Genomic DNA, 20,533 nt, shown 5'->3' with positions numbered 1-20,533 from the left:
TCAAGCCTCCTCCAGTGCAAAACGTACAAGTTCCTGCTTTTGCCCCGAAGTCTCGAGGAAAAACCGCGTCAGCAGGTTTTTGGCCGTCAGTTGCCGATATTCGGCAGTCGCCCGCCAGTCGCTCAGCGGGGTGAAATCCTCGTCCAGCACATCGCGCGCCGCATCGATGGTTTCCTGGCGCCAGGGCTTGCCGAGAAGGGCTGCCTCCAGATGCGCGGCGCGTTTCGGCGTGCCGGCCATGCCGCCGAAGGCGATGCGGATGTCTTCGACCGTGTCATCGGCATCGAGCGTCAGGTTGAAAGCGCCGCAGAGCGCGGAAATATCCTCGTCGCGCCGTTTGGAAATCTTGTAGACGGCGTAGAGGCTTTCCGGCTTCCGGAACGGAATGAAGAGCTTTTCGACGAATTCGCCGCTCAGCCGGTCCTGTTTGCCGTAATCGATGAAATAGCTTTCCAGCGGCAGGCTGCGGTTGCCGGAGGAGGATCGCAAGGTCAGCGTCGCGTTAAGCGCGATCAGCGCCGGAGGCGTATCGCCGATGGGCGAACCGTTGGCGATATTGCCGCCGATGGTGCCCATATTGCGCACCTGCTCGCCGCCGAGGCGGTCGAACAGTCGGGCAAGCGGCGGAAAATGGTCTGCGATGGTCTTGAAGGCCTGGCTGTAGGTGACGCCTGCGCCGAGTGTCACGCCCTCTTCATCCACGGTGATGGTCTGCAGATCTCCGAGATTGTTGATGAAGATGACCGGGTTCAGCGCCCGCATCTGCTTCGTCACCCACAGGCCGACATCGGTGGAGCCGGCAACGATGGTCGCCTTCGGTTCAGCAGCGTAAATCTCGGTCAGCTCGGCCAGTGTCGCTGGAATGATGGTGCGGTCCTCGCCGTGGGTGACGGTGATCGTTTCATTGGCGCGGATCGCCCAGAGCCTTGCCATGATATCGGTGCGGTCCCGTTGCAGCGGGTCGAACAGCGCGCTCGGGCGGGCAGCGGCGATCTTTTCGGCGGCGCGCACGATCGGCTCATAACCCGTGCATCGACAGAGATTGCCTTGCAGCGCCTTTTCGATGTCGGCGCGGCCGGGGTTTTCACTGGAAAGCCAGAGGCCGTAAAGCGACATGATGAAGCCCGGCGTGCAGAAACCGCATTGCGAGCCGTGGAAATCCACCATCGCCTGCTGCACGGGGTGAAGCGTGCCGTCGCGCGCGGCCAGATGCTCGACCGTCACGATATGGGTGCCGTGCAGCGAGCCTAAAAAGCGGATGCAGGCATTGACGCTTTCATAACGCAAGGAACCATCCAGCAGCCGCCCGACCAGCACCGTGCAGGCGCCGCAGTCGCCTTCGGCGCAACCTTCCTTGGTCCCGGTCAACCGCTTGCTGATGCGGAGATAATCGAGAAGCGTGTCTGTCGGTCCGAAATCCTTCAGCGAGATGGTTTCGCTGTTGAGGATGAAGCTGATCGCGTCGTTCATGCAATGCCCTGCTTTTTTGACCGGCTGCCGAGCCGGTTTCTTGTCATTGTCCCTGCGCATCATATGCACGCCCGCAGGCGTATATCGATTTCCGTTTTGGCAATTCATTGTTTCCAAAACGGAAAGAAAGTTCGGCAATTATTGCGCCGTCCAGCCGCCATCAACGGAAATATGGGTGCCGGTAATGTTGCTTGCGGCGTCGCTTGCCAGAAACAGTGCGGCGGCGGCCACATCGTCGACGGTGACGAACTGCTTGGTCGCCTGCAGTTCCAGCATCACATCGTTCTTCACCGCCTCTTCGCTGATGCCGCGCACCTTCGCCATTTCCGGTATCTGCTTTTCGACGAGCGGTGTGAGCACATAACCCGGACAGATGGCGTTGACGGTAACCCCGGTCTGCGCAAGCTCGAGCGCCGCCGTCTTCGTCAGGCCCATGATGCCGTGCTTGGCCGCCACATAGGCCGATTTGAACGGCGAGGCGACGAGACCGTGGGCGGATGCGATGTTGATGATACGGCCTTTGCCGGCCTTCTTCATCAGCGGTATCGCAGCGCGCATGGTATGAAAGGAACTGGTCAGATTGATGGCGATGATCCAGTCCCATTTCTCCGGCGGAAATTCCTCGATGGGCGCGATATGCTGGATGCCGGCATTGTTGACGAGCACATCCACAGAGCCGAGTTTTTCGTGCGAGGATTGAATGAGATCGGCGATCTCGTCCGGTTTCGTCATATCCGCAGGGTGATAAAGCACGCGCCCGCCGCTTTCCGCTTCCAGCAAAAGGCGCAGTTTTTCGATCTCGTCCTCATCGCCGAAACCGTTCAGCACAATATTGGCGCCCTCCCGCGCAAATCGCTGCGCAATCGCAAGGCCGATACCGCTTGTAGAGCCCGTCACGATAACTGTCCGATGCATGCTTTCCCCTTTTTGCATTACTTCGCACATGTTTAAGCAAGGTATGCCCAAAGGGGGCGGGCTGGCAATCGCCATTTCGGGCGCCATTTCGGGGGAGCTCGGTTGCGCGGTGAAACAGGCCGCGTCCATCCATTTTTTCGAAGCTAAGCATCCAGATTTTGCGCCAGATTCTGCATTTGCCTGCCGGGGCTTCCGTCTCTATCTCTGAGGCAAGCAAACAGAGGTATCATCTATGGAACTCGGTCTTTACACATTCGCGGATGTCAATCCCAACCCCGCCGATGGCCGTGGGCCGGAAGGCGCGCGCCGGCTGCGGGAACTCATCGAAGAGATCGAACTTGCCGATCAGGTCGGGCTCGATGTCTTTGGCCTCGGGGAGCATCACCGTCCGGATTATGTCGTCTCCTCGCCCTCCACCGTGCTCGCGGCGGCGGCGGTGAAGACGAAGAATATTCGCCTGACGAGCGCCGTTTCGGTGCTGAGTTCGGACGATCCGGTGCGGGTGTTCCAGCAGTTTTCGACCGTCGATCTTCTCTCGAACGGCCGTGCCGAAATCATGGCGGGGCGCGGGTCCTTCATCGAATCCTACCCGCTGTTCGGTTATGATCTTGAGGATTACGACGTGCTCTTTGCCGAAAAGCTCGATCTGCTTTTGGCGCTGCGGGAGCAGGAAATCGTCACCTGGTCCGGCACCAAGCACCCAGCCATTAGCGGGCGCGGCGTTTATCCGCGGCCCCTGCAGGAGCGTCTGCCGGTGTGGATCGCGGTTGGCGGCACGCCGCAATCGGTAGCGCGGGCAGGCGCCATGGGTCTGCCGGTGGCGCTTGCCATCATCGGCGGCGAATATCGCCGCTTCGCGCCGCTGTTCGATCTCTATCATGAGGCCGCGCGCCGCGCCGGGCAGGAAAAGACCAAGCTGCGCACCAGCATCAATGTGCACGGCTTCATTGCCGACACCACCGACAAGGCGGCGGACCAGTTTTACGGACCGCAGGCGGAGGTGATGAACCGCATCGGCCGCGAGCGTGGCTGGGGGCCGACGAACCGCGCGCATTTCGACGCCGCGCGCGGGCCGGAGGGCAATCTCTTCCTTGGCGAGCCGGAGCTGGTGGCGGAAAAGATTATCAAGGCGCATGGCGTGTTCAGGAATGACCGCTTCCTGCTGCAGATGGCCATCGGCCTGATGCCGCACGATCAGATCATGCGCGGCATCGAGCTTTATGGTACGAAAGTCGCCCCGATCGTCAGAAAAGAATTGACGGGGAGCGCCGATCCGGTGAAAGCCACGGCCTGATGATTGCCAAGGCGGGCGTTTTGAGACCCGCCATACAGAACGACGGACAGAGACATGGTCATTTCCACCGAAGAAGAACTGGTTCTGCTGAAGGACATCGGCCGTTTGTGCGCCGTCGCGATGCAGACCATGGCGGACGCGCTGGAACCCGGCATCACCACGGCCGAGCTCGATGCCATCGGCCGTAAGGTGCTGGAGGATAACGGTGCGCAATCGGCGCCGGAATTCTGCTACAAGTTTCCCGGCGCGACCTGCATCAGCGTCAATGAGGAAGTGGCTCACGGCATTCCGGGCCCCCGCATCATCAAGGCGGGCGACCTCGTCAATATCGATGTCTCGGCGGTGAAGAACGGCTTTTTCGGCGATACCGGCTCGTCTTTCGCCGTGCCGCCGGTGAAGAAGGACATCGAGCGGCTGTGCCGCGATGGCAAACGCGCCATGTGGACGGGCCTGCAGCAGGTGAAAACCGGCCGGCCTTTCGCCGATATCGGCAATGCCATCGGCGCCTTTGCCAAGAAGAACCGCTATACGCTGATCACCAATCTCGCCAGCCACGGTATCGGCCGCTCGCTGCACGAGGAGCCGAAGGAACTGGCGACCTGGCCGGACAAGGACGAGCGGCGCATCATGCAGGAAGGCATGGTGTTTACCGTCGAGCCGTTTCTCTCGACGGGCGCCTACTGGGCCGAGGACGGCGATGACGATCCATGGACGCTCTATAGCGATCCGAGCGCGCCGACGGTGCAGTATGAGCATACCGTGGTTGCGACCAAGAACGGGCCGCTGGTGCTGACGCTGGCTGAGTGAGGAGAGCATTGCAGACGTTTGCGATGCCGGACGCATAGCCCGCCCAGCAGTGCGGACTTGCCGTATTCAAAACTCTTCCATCTCCTCATCCCTGTGCTTGTCGCAGGGATCCAGCCAGCCCAAGTCCTTGAGCTGAAAGGAGTCTTTTCGCCGCGCGGACGCGCGTCGGCTGGATTCCTGTGACAAGCACAGGAATGAGGGTTGGAAGGCGCGGCGCGGTATCCTTCACCTTAGGTCTTGAACCGATAACGACCGCTTATAACGCCGATCAAAATAACTCGCTTGTCCCTTATCCGCCCCGTTGCGATAAGCCATGCATGAGCATCGACAAGCCACTTTCCGCCAGACATCTGACCGCACTTGGATTTTCCGGGGCGCTGATGATGGCCTCCGCCATGGGTTTCGGCCGCTTTTCTTTCACCCCCATTCTGCCCGGCATGATGGCGGATGTTCCGCTTTCGGCGGGGGATGCGGGGATCGTGGCGGCGGGTAACTTCGCCGGTTATCTGGCGGGGGCGGTTCTGGCGGCCTATTCGTGGGGTTCGGGGCGGGAACGGCTGGTGGCGCTTTGCGGCCTGTTTGCCACCGGGGCATTGTTGCTTGCCATGGCGGCTTTCAATTCCGTCGCGGCTTTCACCGTCATCCGGTTTCTGGCCGGTGTCGCCAGCGCGCTGACCATGATCTTTACCTCGCAGATCGTTATCGGCCATGCCGTCAAGGCGGGCAAGGACAGCATTCAGGCGCTGCATTATGGCGGTGTCGGTGCGGGCATCGCGATCTCCTCGCTTGCGGTCTATCTGATCGGCGTCGTTTTTGACGGCGGCGGTTCCTCATGGCGGGAGGAATGGATTGCAGGCGCTGTCTTTTCCTTCATCACATTCATTCTCGTCTGGCGGGTGCTGCCCGCAGGCCCGCCGCGACATGCATCCTCTGTTGCGGAGCCGCCGCTCCACTGGACGCGGCCGCTCTTCCTTACGACGCTGGCCTATGGGCTTTTCGGTTTCGGTTACGTCATCACCGCCACCTTCATCGTGGCGATTGCCCGCATGGCCGCAGCCGGTGCTTTCGTGGAGTTTCTGGTCTGGTTCATCACCGGCTGCGCCGCCGCCATTTCGCTTTTCCTCTGGAAACCGGTCTTGAAATCGCAGGGGCTGAAACGCGCCTTCGTCATCGTGCTTGCCGTCGAAGCCGTCGGTGTTTTCGCTTCCGTCATGCTGCCGCCGGTGCCGGGTGTTCTCGCCGGAGGCCTGCTTCTCGGGCTGACCTTCATGGTCATCACCGCTTATGGCCTGCAGCTCGGCCGGGAATTTGCCGGGCCGAGCCCGCGCCGCGCCTTTGCGCTGATGACGGCTGCCTTCGGCACGGGCCAGATTGTTGGGCCGCTTGCCGCCGGCTGGATTGCCGAGGTGACGGGAAGTTTTACCGCGCCCAGCATTCTCGCTTCGGCCGTGCTCGTCGTCAGCATTCTGCTGATGCTGCCGGTGCTCGCGACGGAGCGGCGGCGCTAGGCTGGGGCCGTCTTTCCTGCCTTTCATCCGGTGTTTCCCTTGGGGATTGTCCGTCGCACGCGCCTTACATCTTGTTAAGGTCGACGCTTCTTCATTGCTGTGCACAAATTTCTGCCCTAGGTTCGGGCCAATAAGTGCTTCGCCAATAATGGCTGATTTCAAACGCGCGTGAGTTCGAAACGTGTTTCATTCCTTCTTTCCCAAACCGAAAATCTTCTTCACGTCGGCCATTATCTGGGCTTTTTTCGCCATTCTCGGATGGTACTTCATCGTTGAAGGGTTAGGTCGGTCTTGGGGCTATGTAATGCCTGAACAGGAACCCTACGATCTCAGCTACTTCCTGGTCCCGGCTAACCTGTTCTTTTACGCCTATCTCGCGTTGTGTCTGGCGGCGTTCGGCGGCGTGTGGACCGTTATCGCCAAGGATCATCCCTGGAAATACTGGTCCATCTGGGGATCGTTGCTGATTATCGCGGTGACTTATTTCGGCGTTCAGATTTCCGTCGTGATCAACAATTTCCGGCGGCCTTTCGGCGATCTTCTGCAAAATGCCCTTTCGAAACAGCCGGGTATCGAGGTCTGGGATTTCTACAGCCTTCAGATCGTCTTCGCCAAGATCGCCTTTCTCAGCATGGCGGTTTCGATCCTGACGGATTTCTTCACCAGCCATTATATCTTCCGCTGGCGAACCGCGATGAACGACTTCTACATGTCGAAATGGGAAAAGCTGCGTCACATCGAAGGTGCTTCCCAGCGCGTTCAGGAAGATACGATGCGGTTCTCCTCAACGCTCGAAGGGTTGGGCATCACGCTGATCAATTCGGTGATGACGCTCGTCGTGTTCCTGCCGATCCTGTTTGCGCTGTCGTCTTATGTCTCGGAATTGCCGATCCTCGGTGAAGTGCCGCATGCGTTGTTCTGGCTGGCAATCGTCTGGTCCATCTTCGGTACGGTCCTTCTGGCGACAGTCGGCATCAAACTGCCCGGCCTGAACTTCCGCAACCAGCGTGTGGAAGCCGCCTATCGCAAGGAACTCGTCTATGGCGAGGACCACGCCGACCGCGCCCAGCCGCCGACAGTCAAGGAACTCTACTCCAATGTGCGGAAAAACTATTTCCGCATGTACTGGCACTATCTCTATTTCAACGTCGCGCGGTATTTCTACATTCAGGCCGATGCGGTGTTCCTGCTTCTGATGCTCGTTCCGACCATCGTGGCGGGCAAGATCACCTACGGTATCTACCAGCAGATCGCCACGGCCTTCGGTCAGGTCAGCAATTCGTTCCAGTATCTGGTCAATTCATGGACCACGATCATCGAGCTGCTGTCCATCCACAAACGTCTTGTGGCCTTCGAGGCCGCGATCGACGACAAGCCCCTGCCGGATATCGACGAGCGCTATCTTCAGCGGGAAGCGGAAGCCGGCGAGCTGGCGGCCAACAAACCCTGATGGAGAACAAAAAAGGCGGCCGATTGGCCGCCTTTTTCATAAGCTGAGAAGATTCAGCCCTCGGTCTTCTGTTTCTTCCGCGCCTTGATCATCGGCATCGCCTCGGCATAGCTTACACAGGCGACATCCTGCCTGCCGCAGACTTCGCGCAGCAGCCGTTCATAGGCGTTCCAATAGGCGCCGCCATTCATCTTCACGAAGTGAAAGCCCATCTGTAGTGGAATGCGCTCGCCATTATATTGCCTGTCGAATGCATTGCGGAAAGCCGTATAGGCGCGGTCCTCGAATTCCTTCGAACGATCCGGCGTCTCGACGCCGATGGAGTGGCGGATGAAGAGATTGTAGTCCATGGCGATGATCGGGCGGTTTTCCGGACCTTCGGGAATGAGCGGCAGGCCGAAATGCTCTATGCCGTCGCGCTCCACCGGCCATTCCGGTCCCTTGGTAATGCTGGTGGCGTCATAGACGAAACGGTGCTTTTTCTGCGCTTCGGTCAGCGCCGGCCCCTGCGAGAGATAGGGCGCGCGGAAACCATTGATCTTTTTCACCATCTCGCGCCAGCCTTCGGGCTCCTCGCCCTTCTTGCCGATCATCTGCCAGGCATTTTCCAGCGTGCTGGTGAAGGTGGTGAATTCGCCGTCCCATTGTTCGGCGGTCCATTGCCCGCCATCGAAATGGCCGCAGGTGTGGTTGCCGATCTCGTGACCCTCGCGATAGGCGGCCCAGATGTTTCTGAGCCTTGCCTCCACCTCTTCCGGCGACTGGCCGAAACCGACATTGGAGCGACCCGCCTTCTGGCCGGGTCCCTGATAGGTCTTGGCGCTGGTCTTCCTGTCCATCACCAGCGTGCAGGCCAGGAAATAGGTAAAATGCGCGCCGACTTGCTTGCCCGTCGCGCGGCTTCTTTCCCACAGCATATTGTCGCCGGCGCCGTCGAAGGAGACGATGACGAGCTGCTTCGGCTTCTCAGCCTCTTGCGCAAGAGCGGGCAGGGCGGCGAGAAGCGACAGGGAAAAAGCGGCAAAAGGGCGAAACATCAGTTATCCGTCATATGAAACACCGTGGCCTTTTGCGGGTGGAATAAGGCGAAGCTTTGAATAGTCTGGCGTTTTCGTGACTTTCGGCCTAATTCCTGTTGCAGCTTGCGGTGATAGGGCCGCTTCGTTCCACCCGGGGGACCGTGTTTCATGCTTTTTCTCGCACTCTGTCTTGCCTTGTTCCTGCTGACGCATCTTTTGAAGGTGGTCGCACCGCAATTTCGCGCGCGGATGATCGCGGCGATGGGGGAAGGCCCCTTCAAGGGCGTCTATTCCCTCGTCAGCCTCATCACGCTCGGCCTCGTCATCTATGCCTTCGGCGAAGCGCGGCAGGAAACCGGAATGTTGTGGTATCCGCCTGTCTGGACGAGCCATCTCGCCGTGACCCTGATGCTGCCGGCGATGATCTGTCTTATCGCCAGCCTCATACCGGCTGGCCACATCGCAGTGAAGACGAAACATCCGCTCATCCTCTCGGTTAAAATCTGGGCGCTTGCGCATCTTCTGGCCAATGGTGAGACGTCTTCGATCCTTCTTTTCGCATCGTTCCTTGCCTGGGGCGTGGTGATGCGGATTTCGCTGAAGCGCCGGGAACGAGTGGGCGAAAAAGTGGTCCGGGACTTCGTTTCAGGCCGCTACGATCTGGTGGCCATCCTCGGCGGCATCGTCCTGTGGGGTGCTTTCATCCTGAAACTGCACGAATGGTTGATCGGCGTTCAGCCCATCGTCCTGTAGGAAATCAACGTTTCCCCCTTACATATCAGGCAAAATAGGCTAGAAGGCCGACCATGACCCGGTCGGTCTGGCTTTTGCTGACCCGGGTAAGCGGCTTGGTATGTCCGCGAACGGATGGATCGGCGACGATCTCCGCGCGGGTAACGGAGAATTTGATGGCAAACGAAAATGATACCTTTATCCGCGAAGTGAACGAGCAGATCCGTTCCGAGCAGCTGTCGCGCTTCTGGGGCCGTTACGGTATCGTGGTCGTGGGTGCGGCCGTTCTCGTGGTTCTCGGTGCCGCCGGTGCCGGCATCTACGAATACTGGAACACCAGCCGCGCTTCGAATTCCGGCGACCAGTTCCTTGCGGCGCTGAAGCTTGCTTCGGACAACAAGACGGATGAGGCGCTGAAGGCCTTCGCCGATCTCGAAACCTCCGGTCATGGCAATTATCCGGTTCTGGCGAAGTTCCGCTCGGCCACGCTGCTGTCGCAGAAGGGCGATGCGGCCGGCGCCATCGCCGCCTTCACCGCCATCGGCAACGACACATCCGCACCGCAGGTCTTCCGCGATACCGCCAAGGTGCGCGCGGCCTGGCTGCTGGTGGATAACGGCACCTATGACCAGGTCGTCGCACTGGCGGAGCCGCTCAGCACTGAGGGCCAGACCATGCGCGCTTCCGCCCGCGAAGCTCTGGGTCTTGCCGCTTACAAGGCCGGCGATTTCGTCAAGGCCAAACAATGGTTCGAGCAGATCGTCAGCGACGCGCAGGCGCCGCGCAACGTGACGAACCGCGCGCAGATCATGCTCGACAACATCACCGCTTCGGGCAAGGCTGCCTAACACGGCTGCCCGACAAAGATCGCGCCGGCATTCTCCGCATTGCCAAAGCGATCCAACTCATTATTTTACGCATGTCCTTTGCCCAAAACAGGTAACGTTTTGGGCAGACGTGCTTTAAGGAACCAGGATCAATGAGCTTCACCGTCGCCATAGTCGGGCGCCCCAATGTCGGCAAGTCCACGCTTTTCAACCGTCTCGTCGGAAAGAAGCTGGCGCTGGTGGACGATACGCCGGGTGTGACCCGCGACCGCCGCCCCGGCGAGGCGAAGCTGGTCGACCTGCGTTTCACCATCATCGATACCGCCGGTCTGGAGCAATCCGGGCCGGAAACGCTTCAGGGCCGCATGTGGGCGCAGACCGAAGCGGCAATCGACGATGCCGACGTGACGCTGTTCGTCGTGGACGCCAAGGCCGGTCTGACGCCGGCCGACGAGACGCTGGCCGAAATGCTGCGCCGTCGCGGCAAGCCGGTGGTGCTGGTGGCCAACAAGTCCGAAGCGCGCGGTTCAGATGCCGGTTTCTACGATGCCTTCACGCTCGGTCTCGGTGACCCTTGCCCGATCTCGGCCGAACACGGTCAGGGCATGATCGACCTGCGCGACGCCATTGTCGAGGCAATCGGCGAAGACGTCGCTTTCCCGCCTGATGTGGATGAGGCGGAAACGGATATCGTTCTGCCGCGCAGCGAACCGGGCAGCGAGGACGAGGAAGACGAAGAGCCGGTTTATGACGAGACCAAGCCGCTGCGCGTCGCCATTATCGGCCGGCCGAATGCGGGCAAGTCGACGCTGATCAACCGCTTCCTCGGTGAAGACCGCCTGCTGACCGGCCCGGAAGCCGGCATTACCCGCGACAGTATTTCGGTCGAATGGGACTGGCGCGGCCGCACCATCAAGATGTTCGACACGGCCGGTATGCGCCGCAAGGCCAAGGTGACGGAGAAGCTGGAAAAGCTCTCGGTGGCGGATTCGCTGCGCTCCATCCGTTTTGCCGAAACCGTGGTGATCGTGTTCGACAGCACCATCCCCTTCGAAAAGCAGGATTTGCAGCTCGTCGATCTCGTCATCCGCGAAGGCCGCGCCGCCGTGCTCGCCTTCAATAAATGGGATCTGGTCGAAGACCCGCAGGCCTATCTGGCCGATCTGCGTGAAAAGACCGAGCGTCTGCTGCCGCAGGCGCGCGGCATTCGCGCCGTGCCGATTTCCGGCCAGACGGGTTATGGCCTCGACCGGCTGATGCAGAACATCATCGATACCGACAAGGTCTGGAACCGCCGCATCTCCACCGCCCGCCTCAACCGCTGGCTGGATTCGCAGACGACGCAGCATCCGCCACCGGCCGTTTCCGGCCGCCGCCTGAAGCTGAAATATATGACGCAGGTGAAGGCCCGCCCGCCGGCCTTCATGATTTCCTGCACGCGGCCGGAAGCTATTCCGGAAAGCTATACGCGTTATCTGGTGAACGGTCTGCGCAAGGATTTCGACATGCCGGGCGTGCCGATCCGTGTGCATTATCGGGGTTCGGACAATCCGTTTGAGAGCAAGGCGAAGAAGCGGCGGTGATCTGACGCGGGCATTGCGGCAACTTTCTTCTCCCCGCCGGGGAGAAGATGGCCCGAAGGGGCAGATGAGGGGGCAAGCTCTCCGCATATCGCTGGCCTCATCCCGCTGCCGCGGACTTCTCCCCCCTCGGGGAGAAGAAACAAGGGGCGCCCGCTCGTCCCAATTTCACGGTTTTGAAGAGTAAAAGACCATGCTGATCAAGCAGACCGACTATCACCGGATTTACCGCGTCATCAACAGCCTGCTCATCAGCCAGAATGCCGATCCCGCTTCGGCCTCCATGTATTTCAGCACCTTCGGCGCCTTCATCCTGCAGCAGCATTACAAGGTGAAGGCGGTACCGAAGGGCGGGCTTGCGGCCTATAATCTCGGCGGCACCGTGCTGCTATTCGCCGATCACCGTGAAGACGGTTATGTGACGGGTGCGGGCGAGAACTTCCACTGCTGGGTGGAGGCGGATGGCTGGGCGATCGATTTCATGGCGCCGGCATTTTCGGAAGGCGCCGATGGGCTTTCCGTGCCGGCGAAAATGTTCCAGCGACCGCTTGTCGCCATGGCGGCATCCATCAACGATCTCGGACAATCCGGCGATTTCTTCTATCGCTCCGAACCCGAAGCCACGGCCAAGCGCTTTGCCGACTGGCACAGGCAGGCGATGATCGGCGATATGGCGAGCGTTGCCGCCAACTGGTTCCGCAAGTCGCCGAAACAGATGGCCGCATCGCTTTCGGTAACGGATCGTGACGGCAAGGCGCGGACCGTACCGCTTTCCGGCCAGATGCTCACCGGAGCATGGTGAAGGCAGGTTAAGCCGCAGGGCGTCGATCCCGAAGCTTTTGTCAGCAAAAGGTCTTTTGATTTATAAGGCCAATGTTGCTACGCAGGCTGGGCTTCAACAGCGACGGGATTGACGTGTTCCTATGGCCGATGACACCATTTCAATAAGCTTCACGCCCGATCCGAAACATGTGCCCGACTATGTCCACGGCTATCAAAATCAGGCCTATGAAAATTACAGCATGATTTGTGACAAGTCCTGGAAGCGCCATTTTGCCTCGGCCAGAGCGCATCTATCCTCGTTTGCGGGACTTGCTGCCGGTTTCATCTATTCTTTAAGCCTGCCGTGGTTTCCGGGCGTCTGGCCGGTGGTCGGTTATTGGGTGTTTGCACCCGCACCGTTTGTGGCCCTCGCCATATGGTTCATTATCGCGCGAGGCTCGAGAAAGGAGATGAAATCCTATTACGAGGTCCTGGCACATTGGAATATTGCCAATGATCGGATGTATTCGCCTCACACGGAGGTCGAGATAGGACCCGAGGGTTACAAGCAGGTCACAAGACTGGACACCGTGCAGCTGAGCTGGGCACGCTACCATCTCGCACTCACGCCGCCCGACAGTCTGGTGCTGGTTTTCCACGGGACGGTGGCCGTCATACCCAACAGCGCCCTGCCGATTGCTGCAAAGGACATCATCGAGAAAATCAATCACTGGTGCGCAGCCCAGCAGAAAGAGCTTCTTCCCTTATCCTGAAGCGGCATCTGAAAATGGCGGTATCGTCCGGAAACAGAGGACGGCCAGCGTGTTCTCGCGGCAGCCGCCTGACGTCAATCAGCAGCCCGACCCCGTTCTAAAGATAACGGCAGTCGCGTCCTGATTGCCTTGTGACATTCCCGCTTCGTTTCGTCCACCGTTCCCGAACAGAATCCCGGGGATCGCCTCAAGCAAGTTGAGAACGCGACAGCAGCGGCAGGGATTTTCCCGCCGCGTGAATGACATTGTCGAGGAACTGCCGCGAAGCCTTTTCCCAGCTGTAGCTTCTGGAAAGCGCCAGCGCCTCCTGCGGCGAACAATGAAGCGCCGCGAGACAGGCATCGCGAAGATTATCGTCCAGCGCACCGGCTGCCGGGTTGCCGCCGAGAATATCGATCGGCCCGGTGACGGGGAAGGCGGCCACGGGCACGCCGCTTGCCAGCGCCTCCAGAATGGTGTTGCCGAACGTATCGGTCTTCGAGGGGAAAACGAAGACATCGGCCTGCGCATAGGCATCGGCCAGCTCCTCGCCGGTCTTGACGCCGGTGAACAAAACGTCCGGATATTTCTCCTGCAATTCATGGCGGGCGGGGCCGTCGCCGATAACGACCTTCGAACCCGGCAGGTCCAGCTCCAGAAATTCCGGCAGGTTCTTCTCCACCGCCACACGTCCCACCGTCATGAAGATTGGTCTCGGCAGGTCGAAAGGCAGCTTTGCTTTTGGGCGGGGATGGAAAAGCTCGGCGTCGATGCCGCGGCTCCAGCGCTTCAGGTTGCGCACGCCGCGCGCTTCCAGTTCGGTCTCAAGGCTCGGCGTCGCCACCATGCAGGTGTTGCCGCCATTGTGGAACCAGCGCACGAAGGCATAAAGCCAGCTTTCCGGCACAGGGAAACGCGCCGCCACATATTCGGGAAAGCGGGTGTGATAGCTGGTGGAAAAACGCATGCGGTTCTTCACGCACCAGCGCCGCGCCATGAAGCCCAGCGGCCCTTCCGTCGCAATATGCACGAAGGAAGGCTGGCTTTTTTCGATCTCCGCCGCCACACGGCGATAACCGGCAACCGAGAGGCGGATTTCCGGATAGGTGGGGCAGGGGATGCTGTAAAAACTCTGCGGCGTGACCATGCGCACATCGACGCCGAGCCGCGCGAGTTCGGTGTTGGTGTTTTCTATGGAGCGAACCACGCCGTTGACCTGCGGGTGCCAGGCATCTGTGACAATCGTGATTCTCGTCATGAAACACTGATCCTGCTCATCTGCGCGCGGGCGAATCCCCATTGCCCGGCTTCTGCCCGTATATGCGGCGTGCGTGTTACAGGATCATGTCAGGGTGTGTGAAGGCGGGGAAGCGTGGTTTGTGCGCAGAAGTTTGCGGTTGTCCACGGCGCTCCCCCGGTGCGGCGGAGCCTTATCCCACCAGCGGCAGCAGCTCGGGGCTGATCAGCGCGCCGTGGTGACCGATGACGGTTGCAGCCGCCCTTGCCGCGAAGGTGGCCGCTTCCTCCGGCGAACTGCCGGTCACATAACGGGCGAGGAAAGCGCCGTTGAAGCTGTCGCCGGCGCTTGTCGTATCCACTACGTCCACGGCTTTCACCGCCGGGGCGTGACTGCGGCTGCCGCCGAAATCGAGCGTCGCGCCCTTGGCGCCGTCCTTCACGACGATGTTTTCGACGCCAAGCGAACGGTAGCGGTCGATGGTCGCTTCCACGGAGACATCGCCGAAATGGCTCGCCTCGTCATCGAAGCTCGGCATGACAAGCGTTGCGGCGCGAGCACCGTTGGAGATGGTCTCGAGCATCGTATCTCTGTCGGCCCACAGGCGCGGACGGATGTTGGGGTCGAAGACCACCAGCTTGCCCGCCGCCTTGGCGCGGCGCAGTTCGGCGAGGAACGTATCGACATCATGGGCGGAGGCGAGAATGGCGAGCGTGATGCCGGAGAAATAGACCACATCGGCGCTTTCCACCGTCCTGCGCAGATGATCCGCATCGGCGGCGAGCTGCCTTGCGGCGGCGGCGTTGCGCCAGTAGCTGAAGGTGCGCTCGCCGTCCTTCAGGTTGATGAGGTAAAGGCCGGGCGTGCCGCCCTTGATGCGGCGGATTTTCTCCGTGCCGATGCCGGCATCGGCGATGAAGGTGAGCATGTCTTCAGACAGAGGATCGTCGCCAAGCGCGGTGAAATAATCGACCGACCAGTCGCCTGGCAGGCAGGCCCGGGCATACCAGGCGGTATTGAACGTATCGCCGGCAAAACCCTTGCGCAGCAGCCCGTTGCCGGCCTGCGACAGTTCCACCATGCATTCGCCAATCGACAGAAACCGTCCGCCCACGCCGTCATCCTCCCGTTTTTTCCAGCCATGCGGCTTACGACGAGTGCGCGCCGCTGACAAGGGCGGTTGTGGCCGTTTGTGCATGTGCGAAGTTCCGGTTTACGCCGCCGCGATGGCTTTATATTCTCCTGCCAGACACATCAGGAGATCGCCCATGCCGCTAACCCATGCCCCGGTCCACAAACCCCAAGTGCAATCGGACTGGTGGAAGGGAGCGGTGATCTATCAGGTCTATCCGCGCTCGTTTCAGGACACGACCGGCGACGGTTACGGCGATCTTGCCGGGGTGACGAAACGCCTGCCCTATATTGCCTCGCTCGGTGTCGACGGCATCTGGCTCTCGCCCTTCTTCACCTCGCCCATGGCCGATATGGGTTATGACGTTTCCGATTATTGCAATGTCGATCCGATGTTCGGCACGCTTGCCGATTTCGACGCGCTGATGGCCGAGGCGCACCGTTTGGGATTGAAGGTCATCATCGATCAGGTCATCTCGCACACGTCGGACCAGCATCCCTGGTTCGTGGACAGCCGGGCGAGCCGCACCAACAGCAAGGCCGACTGGTATGTCTGGGCCAACCCCAAGCCGGATGGCACGGCACCCACCAACTGGCTTTCCGTGTTCGGCGGCCCGGCATGGGAATGGGACGGCGTGCGCAAGCAATATTACATGCACAGCTTCCTCGCCTCACAGCCGGATTTGAACTTCCACAATCGCGAGATTCAGGATGCGCTTCTCGAAACCGTGCGGTTCTGGCTGGATCGCGGGGTGGACGGTTTCCGGCTCGATACCGTCAACCATTATTTCCATGACAAGCTTTTGCGCGACAACCCGCCGCTTTTCGACGAGGAAAGTTTCGGTCTCGATGCTTCCGACGTCAATCCCTATGGCATGCAGGACCATCTCTACGACAAGACGCGGCCGGAAAACGTGGCTTTCCTGAAGCGTTTTCGCGCGCTGCTCGACGAGTATGAGGGGCGCGCCACGGTGGGCGAGGTGGGAGACGGGGCGCGGTCGCTGAAGACGGTGGCGGCCTATACGTCCGGCAATGACAAGCTCAACATGTGCTACACTTTCGACCTGCTGGGTCCGGATTTCAGCGCGAAGCATCTGCGCTCCTCGGTCGAGACCTTCGGCAAGGTGGTGACGGATGGCTGGGTGTGCTGGGCCTTTTCCAACCACGATGTGGTGCGCCACCTCAGCCGTTTTTCCGAAAGTGTAGAGGAGCAGGTGCGGGTGGCGAAGCTTGCCATCTGCGTTCTCGCCAGCCTGCGCGGTTCCATATGTCTCTATCAGGGCGAGGAACTGGGTCTGACCGAGGCGGAACTCGCCTTCGAGGATCTGCGCGATCCCTACGGCATCCGCTTCTGGCCCGCCTTCAAGGGGCGGGACGGATGCCGCACGCCGATGGTGTGGGAAACCGGCAAGCCGAATGCCGGTTTTTCCAGCGCTGAAAAGCCCTGGCTGCCGGTGCCCTATGTCCATGCCATGCAGGCTGTGGATGCGCAGGAGCGCAAGCCGGACTCGGTTCTGAACCATTACCGCGCCGTCTTGTCCTTCCGCAAAGGTCACGGCGCGCTGCGCGATGGCGACATGCATTTTATCAAGACCAATCTCGATGTGCTGGCCTTCACGCGCCAGAAGGGGGATGAAAAACTGCTCTTCGTTTTCAACCTCACCCGTGAGGCGGTGGAATTCCCGATACCGAAGGCCATGCGGGTCACCGATATACTGCCGGTGCCGGGTTTCGCGCCGCTATTCGATGCGGGGATCGTGAAGCTCGAGGGGCTGGATGTGTTTTGCGGGGTCGTTGCATGAGCGGGCAATTTGTCATCGAGACGGCTGGCGAAGCATCGCTCGATGAGTGGTCGCTTCTGCGGCACCGCTTGTGGCCGGATGCTTCACCCGCCGAACACCGGGTGGAGTTGCAGGACGTCTCCGACAATGAGGTTGGATTTATTGCCTATGATCCGGCGGGCATGGCCATCGGTTTCGCTGAAGCCAGCCTGCGGCACGATTATGTCAACGGATGCGACACCTCGCCAGTGGCGTTTCTCGAAGGCGTTTATGTGGAGGAGGCCTTTCGCAAACAGGGCGTTGCGGCTGCATTGATTGCCGAAGTAACCCGTTGGGCGACGAGCAAGGGTGTGAGCGAACTTGCTTCCGATGCCGATATTTCCAATGTCGATTCACATCGCATGCATGCGGCGCTGGGATTTGAGGAAACGCAGCGGGTGGTTTATTTTCGCAAGTCTCTGCCTTTGGGTTCATGACCTCCCGGCATTGTTCAGCCAGTGGATGATGTCAGTCTTCGCGGGCGCCTTTCGCCGATCAAATGCGGCGCCATGATCGCGTCTTGGATGTTGAATAGTGCTATTTAGGTATTGATGAATTTATAATGTATTAAATTTTGAATTAATTCATGATTAAAACTTACGTATATTCGTAATAATAAATATTTCTCATTAATTTTTTCATATTTACTTCGTTATTGGCGAGCTTTGGACAAGCTTCCAGTATTAATCATTGAAACCTACAGATTTTTCGGTCTCCACCCATAAAGTGAAGCAGGGATTGTCATGTCCGTTTCAATCAAGAATTTCAATCAGCCCAATACCGCGAATTCCACATCGCCGCACGCCAAAGCTAAGGCCGCCCTTCCATCCATCCGAGAGGTCTTCCTTTCCGGACAATCGGCAGCCCGCGCATCCACACCGAAACCAGCCCCCAAAACCTCGTCAGCCGACTATATCGCATCGCCCGCCTTCATGCGGAATCTGAGGGCCAAGCTTTCTCTGGCGGGGGACGATCCGGCGCAATATCTGCGCGCCCGGTCGATGATGAGTGCTCTCGAGCGTGGGGCGCTGCAGGTTTCGAACCCCACCCAGGGCAAAACGATCAATGCGTGGGATCCGAACCAGAAAAACGCCAAGCCGACGACAGCCACTGACATCGCCAAGACCAACTGGGTGGATTTTCTCAACACGCAGCTGAAGCGCAGCGAAGACGGCGAGCTTTCCAGGGATGGAAGCGGCAGCTATGTCGACAAGGCGACGGGAAAACACGCCTATTTTGGCAGGGTCGCGGGCAAATATTATTACGTCACCTGGCCTTCGGAGACGAAAGCATGAGGCCGCTCTCGCGGCCTCAAAACGCGGATTGAGCGTTTTCCGCTGCCTCCGGTCGGCAAGCCACCGTCAGATCAGCGCAAACCGGTCCACATCCACCATGCCCATATCGGAAATCTTCAGATGCGGGATGACGGGCAGGGGCAGGAAGGCGACCTGCAGGAAGGGTTCTTCCAGCGTCGTGCCGAGCGCATAGGCTGCTTTTCTGAGCGTGTGCAGCGTATCGCGAACGATCTCATAAGGTTCGAGGCTCATCAGCCCTGCGACGGGCAAAGCGATCTCGCCCGTCACCCTGCCGTCTTCCACCACCACGAAGCCGCCCTTGATTTCGCCGAGCCGGTTGGCGGCCAGCGCCATGTCGTCCTCGCTCACGCCGACAACGCAGATATTGTGGCTGTCATGGCCGACGGTGGAGGCGATGGCGCCCTTTTTCAGGCCAAAGCCCTGAACGAAACCATTGGCATGGTTGCCGTTCTTGCCGTGGCGTTCGATGACGGCGACCTTGATGATGTCGTTTTCAAGATCGACGGTGGTCTGGTTGCCATCCGTCGGCAGCCTGTAGCGGCGGTGCTCGGTAATGATCTTGCCGGGAAGCACGCCCATGACGGGGCTTTCGCCCTCCGTAACCGGCACGCCGAAATGGGAAGCGAGCACGGGTCTTGCCTTGACGCTGTCAAGACCAACGGGTGCGACCGGTTTACGCGTGGCAAAAAGGGCGTCGTCGACGATCCGGCCGCCGGAAAGCACCATGCTCGCCTTGCAGTTCTGCAGGCTGTCGATGACCACAAGATCGGCCCGCCAGCCCGGTGCGACAAGGCCGCGATCCCGCAGGCCAAAGGCTTTTGCGGCGGAAATGGAGGCGGCGCGGTAGATGGCGAGCGGTTCCACGCCGCTGGCGATTGCGGTACGGATCATATAGTCGAGATGGCCCTGTTCGGCGATGTCGAGCGGGTTGCGATCGTCCGTGCAGAGGGCCAGATAGGGCGACAGGCGTTCGGTGATGATCGGCATCAGGGCGTGCAGGTCCTTCGAGACCGAGCCTTCACGCACCAGAATATGCATGCCCTTGCGGATTTTCTCCAGCGCCTCAGTCACGCTCGTGCATTCATGTTCGGTGCGGATGCCGGCGGCGAGATAGCCGTTCAGCGCCGTGCCGGAGAGAAGCGGTGCATGCCCGTCGATATGCTGGCCCTGAAACGCCTCGAGCTTCGCCATGCACACCGGATCCTTGTGGATGACGCCCGGAAAATTCATGAATTCGGCAAGGCCGATGACCTTTGGATGATTGCGAAACGGCAACAGCTTTTCGATGGGCAGATCGGCGCCGGCGGTTTCCAGATGGGTGGCGGGCACGCAGGAGGAGAGCTGCACGCGGATGTCCATGATGGTTTCCATGGCGCTGTCGAGGAAGAACTGAAGTCCTTCCACGCCCAGAACATTGGCGATCTCATGCGGGTCGCAGATGGCGGTGGTAACGCCATAGGGCAAAACGCAGCGGTCGAATTCGTGCGGTGTCACCAGCGACGATTCGATATGGAGATGCGTATCGATGAAACCCGGAACGACGATCTTTCCGGAAATGTCGATTTCCTGTCGCCCCTTGTAGTTCTCGCAGGTGCCAACGATGGTGTCGCCACAGATGGCGATATCCGAAGCGACGAGTTCGCCGGTGACGAGGTCGAAGAAGCGTCCGCCCTTGAGAACCATGTCCGCCGGTTCACGGCCCGTACCCTGATCGATGCGCGTTTCAAGTCTGGAATTCATGCGGGTCTCTTCGGCTCCTGATTTACGTCGTATGCGAGAATTTTCACTATTTACATTCTACGGTTGTTTCTTGGTCTATTCGGATTGATTCTTTGAGTTTTAAATATATCCAGAGTAAAAAATTTTCATATTTGTGTTATCTAATCTTCCGGGGTGCAAGTTTAGGCAGGTTT

General features: G+C 59.6%; 18 protein-coding genes. 12 read left to right on the top strand and 6 right to left on the bottom strand.

What is annotated here, in order from left to right:
- Together xdhA and ACQZ5G_RS14535 are read right to left on the bottom strand one after the other, a co-directional pair.
- Window positions 1-1,470, bottom strand: coding sequence for a xanthine dehydrogenase small subunit (xdhA, locus tag ACQZ5G_RS14540; RefSeq protein ID WP_448736503.1), 1,470 nt, complete (start codon window positions 1,468-1,470; stop codon window positions 1-3).
- Between the two features lie 138 nt (window positions 1,471-1,608).
- Window positions 1,609-2,385, bottom strand: a complete 777-nt coding sequence (locus ACQZ5G_RS14535) for a 3-hydroxybutyrate dehydrogenase (protein ID WP_003524233.1) — start codon at window positions 2,383-2,385, stop codon at window positions 1,609-1,611.
- Window positions 2,386-2,617: 232 nt separating this feature from the next.
- On the opposite strand from ACQZ5G_RS14535, the gene ACQZ5G_RS14530 reads away from it, so the two are divergent.
- The 4 genes from ACQZ5G_RS14530 (at window position 2,618) to sbmA (ending at window position 7,444) form a co-directional block, all read left to right on the top strand.
- A complete protein-coding gene (locus ACQZ5G_RS14530; protein WP_448736504.1) occupies window positions 2,618-3,679 on the top strand; it encodes an LLM class flavin-dependent oxidoreductase in 1,062 nt (353 codons plus the stop codon).
- A gap of 54 nt (window positions 3,680-3,733) precedes the next feature.
- Complete coding sequence (gene map / locus ACQZ5G_RS14525) at window positions 3,734-4,486, top strand: type I methionyl aminopeptidase (RefSeq protein ID WP_065655656.1); 753 nt, start codon at window positions 3,734-3,736, stop codon at window positions 4,484-4,486.
- A gap of 317 nt (window positions 4,487-4,803) precedes the next feature.
- Complete coding sequence (locus ACQZ5G_RS14520; RefSeq protein ID WP_448736505.1) at window positions 4,804-5,994, top strand: MFS transporter; 1,191 nt, start codon at window positions 4,804-4,806, stop codon at window positions 5,992-5,994.
- Window positions 5,995-6,175: 181 nt separating this feature from the next.
- Window positions 6,176-7,444, top strand: a complete 1,269-nt coding sequence (gene sbmA, locus ACQZ5G_RS14515) for a peptide antibiotic transporter SbmA (RefSeq protein ID WP_035240299.1) — start codon at window positions 6,176-6,178, stop codon at window positions 7,442-7,444.
- 53 nt (window positions 7,445-7,497) lie between these two features.
- On the opposite strand, the gene ACQZ5G_RS14510 is transcribed toward sbmA, so the two are convergent.
- Window positions 7,498-8,481, bottom strand: coding sequence for a polysaccharide deacetylase family protein (locus ACQZ5G_RS14510; RefSeq protein WP_448736506.1), 984 nt, complete (start codon window positions 8,479-8,481; stop codon window positions 7,498-7,500).
- Window positions 8,482-8,631: 150 nt separating this feature from the next.
- Here ACQZ5G_RS14510 and ACQZ5G_RS14505 point away from each other — a divergent pair, with 150 nt between their 5' ends.
- From ACQZ5G_RS14505 to ACQZ5G_RS14485, 5 genes are all read left to right on the top strand, one after another.
- Window positions 8,632-9,216 (top strand): NnrU family protein, encoded by a 585-nt coding sequence (locus ACQZ5G_RS14505; RefSeq protein WP_448736507.1) that lies wholly within the window; start codon window positions 8,632-8,634, stop codon window positions 9,214-9,216.
- A 155-nt stretch (window positions 9,217-9,371) separates the two neighbouring features.
- Window positions 9,372-10,043 carry a tetratricopeptide repeat protein gene (locus ACQZ5G_RS14500; protein WP_142779591.1) on the top strand — a complete coding sequence of 224 codons (672 nt, stop codon included), beginning with the start codon at window positions 9,372-9,374 and terminating at the stop codon, window positions 10,041-10,043.
- Between the two features lie 131 nt (window positions 10,044-10,174).
- Complete coding sequence (gene der / locus ACQZ5G_RS14495) at window positions 10,175-11,605, top strand: ribosome biogenesis GTPase Der (protein WP_448736508.1); 1,431 nt, start codon at window positions 10,175-10,177, stop codon at window positions 11,603-11,605.
- A gap of 190 nt (window positions 11,606-11,795) precedes the next feature.
- Window positions 11,796-12,404 carry a DUF2026 domain-containing protein gene (locus ACQZ5G_RS14490; RefSeq protein ID WP_137003879.1) on the top strand — a complete coding sequence of 203 codons (609 nt, stop codon included), beginning with the start codon at window positions 11,796-11,798 and terminating at the stop codon, window positions 12,402-12,404.
- A 121-nt stretch (window positions 12,405-12,525) separates the two neighbouring features.
- Entirely contained in the window at window positions 12,526-13,137 is a 612-nt protein-coding gene (locus ACQZ5G_RS14485; protein ID WP_162935833.1) for a hypothetical protein, read from the top strand.
- A 187-nt stretch (window positions 13,138-13,324) separates the two neighbouring features.
- On the opposite strand, the gene ACQZ5G_RS14480 is transcribed toward ACQZ5G_RS14485, so the two are convergent.
- Together ACQZ5G_RS14480 and ACQZ5G_RS14475 are read right to left on the bottom strand one after the other, a co-directional pair.
- Window positions 13,325-14,374 (bottom strand): bifunctional monoglucosyl/glucuronosyl diacylglycerol synthase, encoded by a 1,050-nt coding sequence (locus tag ACQZ5G_RS14480; protein WP_035240305.1) that lies wholly within the window; start codon window positions 14,372-14,374, stop codon window positions 13,325-13,327.
- 172 nt (window positions 14,375-14,546) lie between these two features.
- Window positions 14,547-15,467: a sugar kinase gene (locus ACQZ5G_RS14475; protein ID WP_059754223.1), complete on the bottom strand. Its 921-nt coding sequence runs from the start codon at window positions 15,465-15,467 to the stop codon at window positions 14,547-14,549.
- Window positions 15,468-15,621: 154 nt separating this feature from the next.
- Here ACQZ5G_RS14475 and bglA point away from each other — a divergent pair, with 154 nt between their 5' ends.
- From bglA to ACQZ5G_RS14460, 3 genes are all read left to right on the top strand, one after another.
- Window positions 15,622-17,286: a beta-galactosidase BglA gene (bglA, locus tag ACQZ5G_RS14470; RefSeq protein WP_448736509.1), complete on the top strand. Its 1,665-nt coding sequence runs from the start codon at window positions 15,622-15,624 to the stop codon at window positions 17,284-17,286.
- Window positions 17,283-17,741, top strand: a complete 459-nt coding sequence (gene aac(6'), locus ACQZ5G_RS14465) for an aminoglycoside 6'-N-acetyltransferase (protein WP_448736510.1) — start codon at window positions 17,283-17,285, stop codon at window positions 17,739-17,741. The genes bglA and aac(6') overlap by 4 nt, the downstream gene beginning before the upstream one ends.
- A gap of 306 nt (window positions 17,742-18,047) precedes the next feature.
- The gene (locus tag ACQZ5G_RS14460) at window positions 18,048-18,599 is read left to right on the top strand and encodes a hypothetical protein (RefSeq protein ID WP_448736511.1); all 552 of its coding nucleotides are present in this window, start codon (window positions 18,048-18,050) and stop codon (window positions 18,597-18,599) included.
- 66 nt (window positions 18,600-18,665) lie between these two features.
- Here ACQZ5G_RS14460 and ade read toward each other — a convergent pair whose 3' ends face one another.
- The gene (ade, locus tag ACQZ5G_RS14455) at window positions 18,666-20,360 is read right to left on the bottom strand and encodes an adenine deaminase (RefSeq protein WP_448736512.1); all 1,695 of its coding nucleotides are present in this window, start codon (window positions 20,358-20,360) and stop codon (window positions 18,666-18,668) included.
- Window positions 20,361-20,533 lie beyond the last annotated feature (173 nt).

This window comes from Agrobacterium sp. 22-214-1 (genome assembly GCF_053522465.1).
This window is presented reverse-complemented; position numbering and strand designations above follow the sequence as displayed.

Excerpts from the sequence above, each read along its gene's own strand:
- xdhA (WP_448736503.1), bottom strand. The coding sequence starts at position 1,470 with ATGAACGACGCGATCAGCTTCATCCTCAACAGCGAAACCATCTCGCTG.
- ACQZ5G_RS14535 (WP_003524233.1), bottom strand. The coding sequence starts at position 2,385 with ATGCATCGGACAGTTATCGTGACGGGCTCTACAAGCGGTATCGGCCTT.
- ACQZ5G_RS14530 (WP_448736504.1), top strand. The coding sequence starts at position 2,618 with ATGGAACTCGGTCTTTACACATTCGCGGATGTCAATCCCAACCCCGCC.
- map (WP_065655656.1), top strand. The coding sequence starts at position 3,734 with ATGGTCATTTCCACCGAAGAAGAACTGGTTCTGCTGAAGGACATCGGC.
- ACQZ5G_RS14520 (WP_448736505.1), top strand. The coding sequence starts at position 4,804 with ATGAGCATCGACAAGCCACTTTCCGCCAGACATCTGACCGCACTTGGA.
- ACQZ5G_RS14510 (WP_448736506.1), bottom strand. The coding sequence starts at position 8,481 with ATGTTTCGCCCTTTTGCCGCTTTTTCCCTGTCGCTTCTCGCCGCCCTG.
- ACQZ5G_RS14505 (WP_448736507.1), top strand. The coding sequence starts at position 8,632 with ATGCTTTTTCTCGCACTCTGTCTTGCCTTGTTCCTGCTGACGCATCTT.
- ACQZ5G_RS14500 (WP_142779591.1), top strand. The coding sequence starts at position 9,372 with ATGGCAAACGAAAATGATACCTTTATCCGCGAAGTGAACGAGCAGATC.
- der (WP_448736508.1), top strand. The coding sequence starts at position 10,175 with ATGAGCTTCACCGTCGCCATAGTCGGGCGCCCCAATGTCGGCAAGTCC.
- ACQZ5G_RS14490 (WP_137003879.1), top strand. The coding sequence starts at position 11,796 with ATGCTGATCAAGCAGACCGACTATCACCGGATTTACCGCGTCATCAAC.
- ACQZ5G_RS14485 (WP_162935833.1), top strand. The coding sequence starts at position 12,526 with ATGGCCGATGACACCATTTCAATAAGCTTCACGCCCGATCCGAAACAT.
- ACQZ5G_RS14480 (WP_035240305.1), bottom strand. The coding sequence starts at position 14,374 with ATGACGAGAATCACGATTGTCACAGATGCCTGGCACCCGCAGGTCAAC.
- bglA (WP_448736509.1), top strand. The coding sequence starts at position 15,622 with ATGCCGCTAACCCATGCCCCGGTCCACAAACCCCAAGTGCAATCGGAC.
- ACQZ5G_RS14460 (WP_448736511.1), top strand. The coding sequence starts at position 18,048 with ATGTCCGTTTCAATCAAGAATTTCAATCAGCCCAATACCGCGAATTCC.
- ade (WP_448736512.1), bottom strand. The coding sequence starts at position 20,360 with ATGAATTCCAGACTTGAAACGCGCATCGATCAGGGTACGGGCCGTGAA.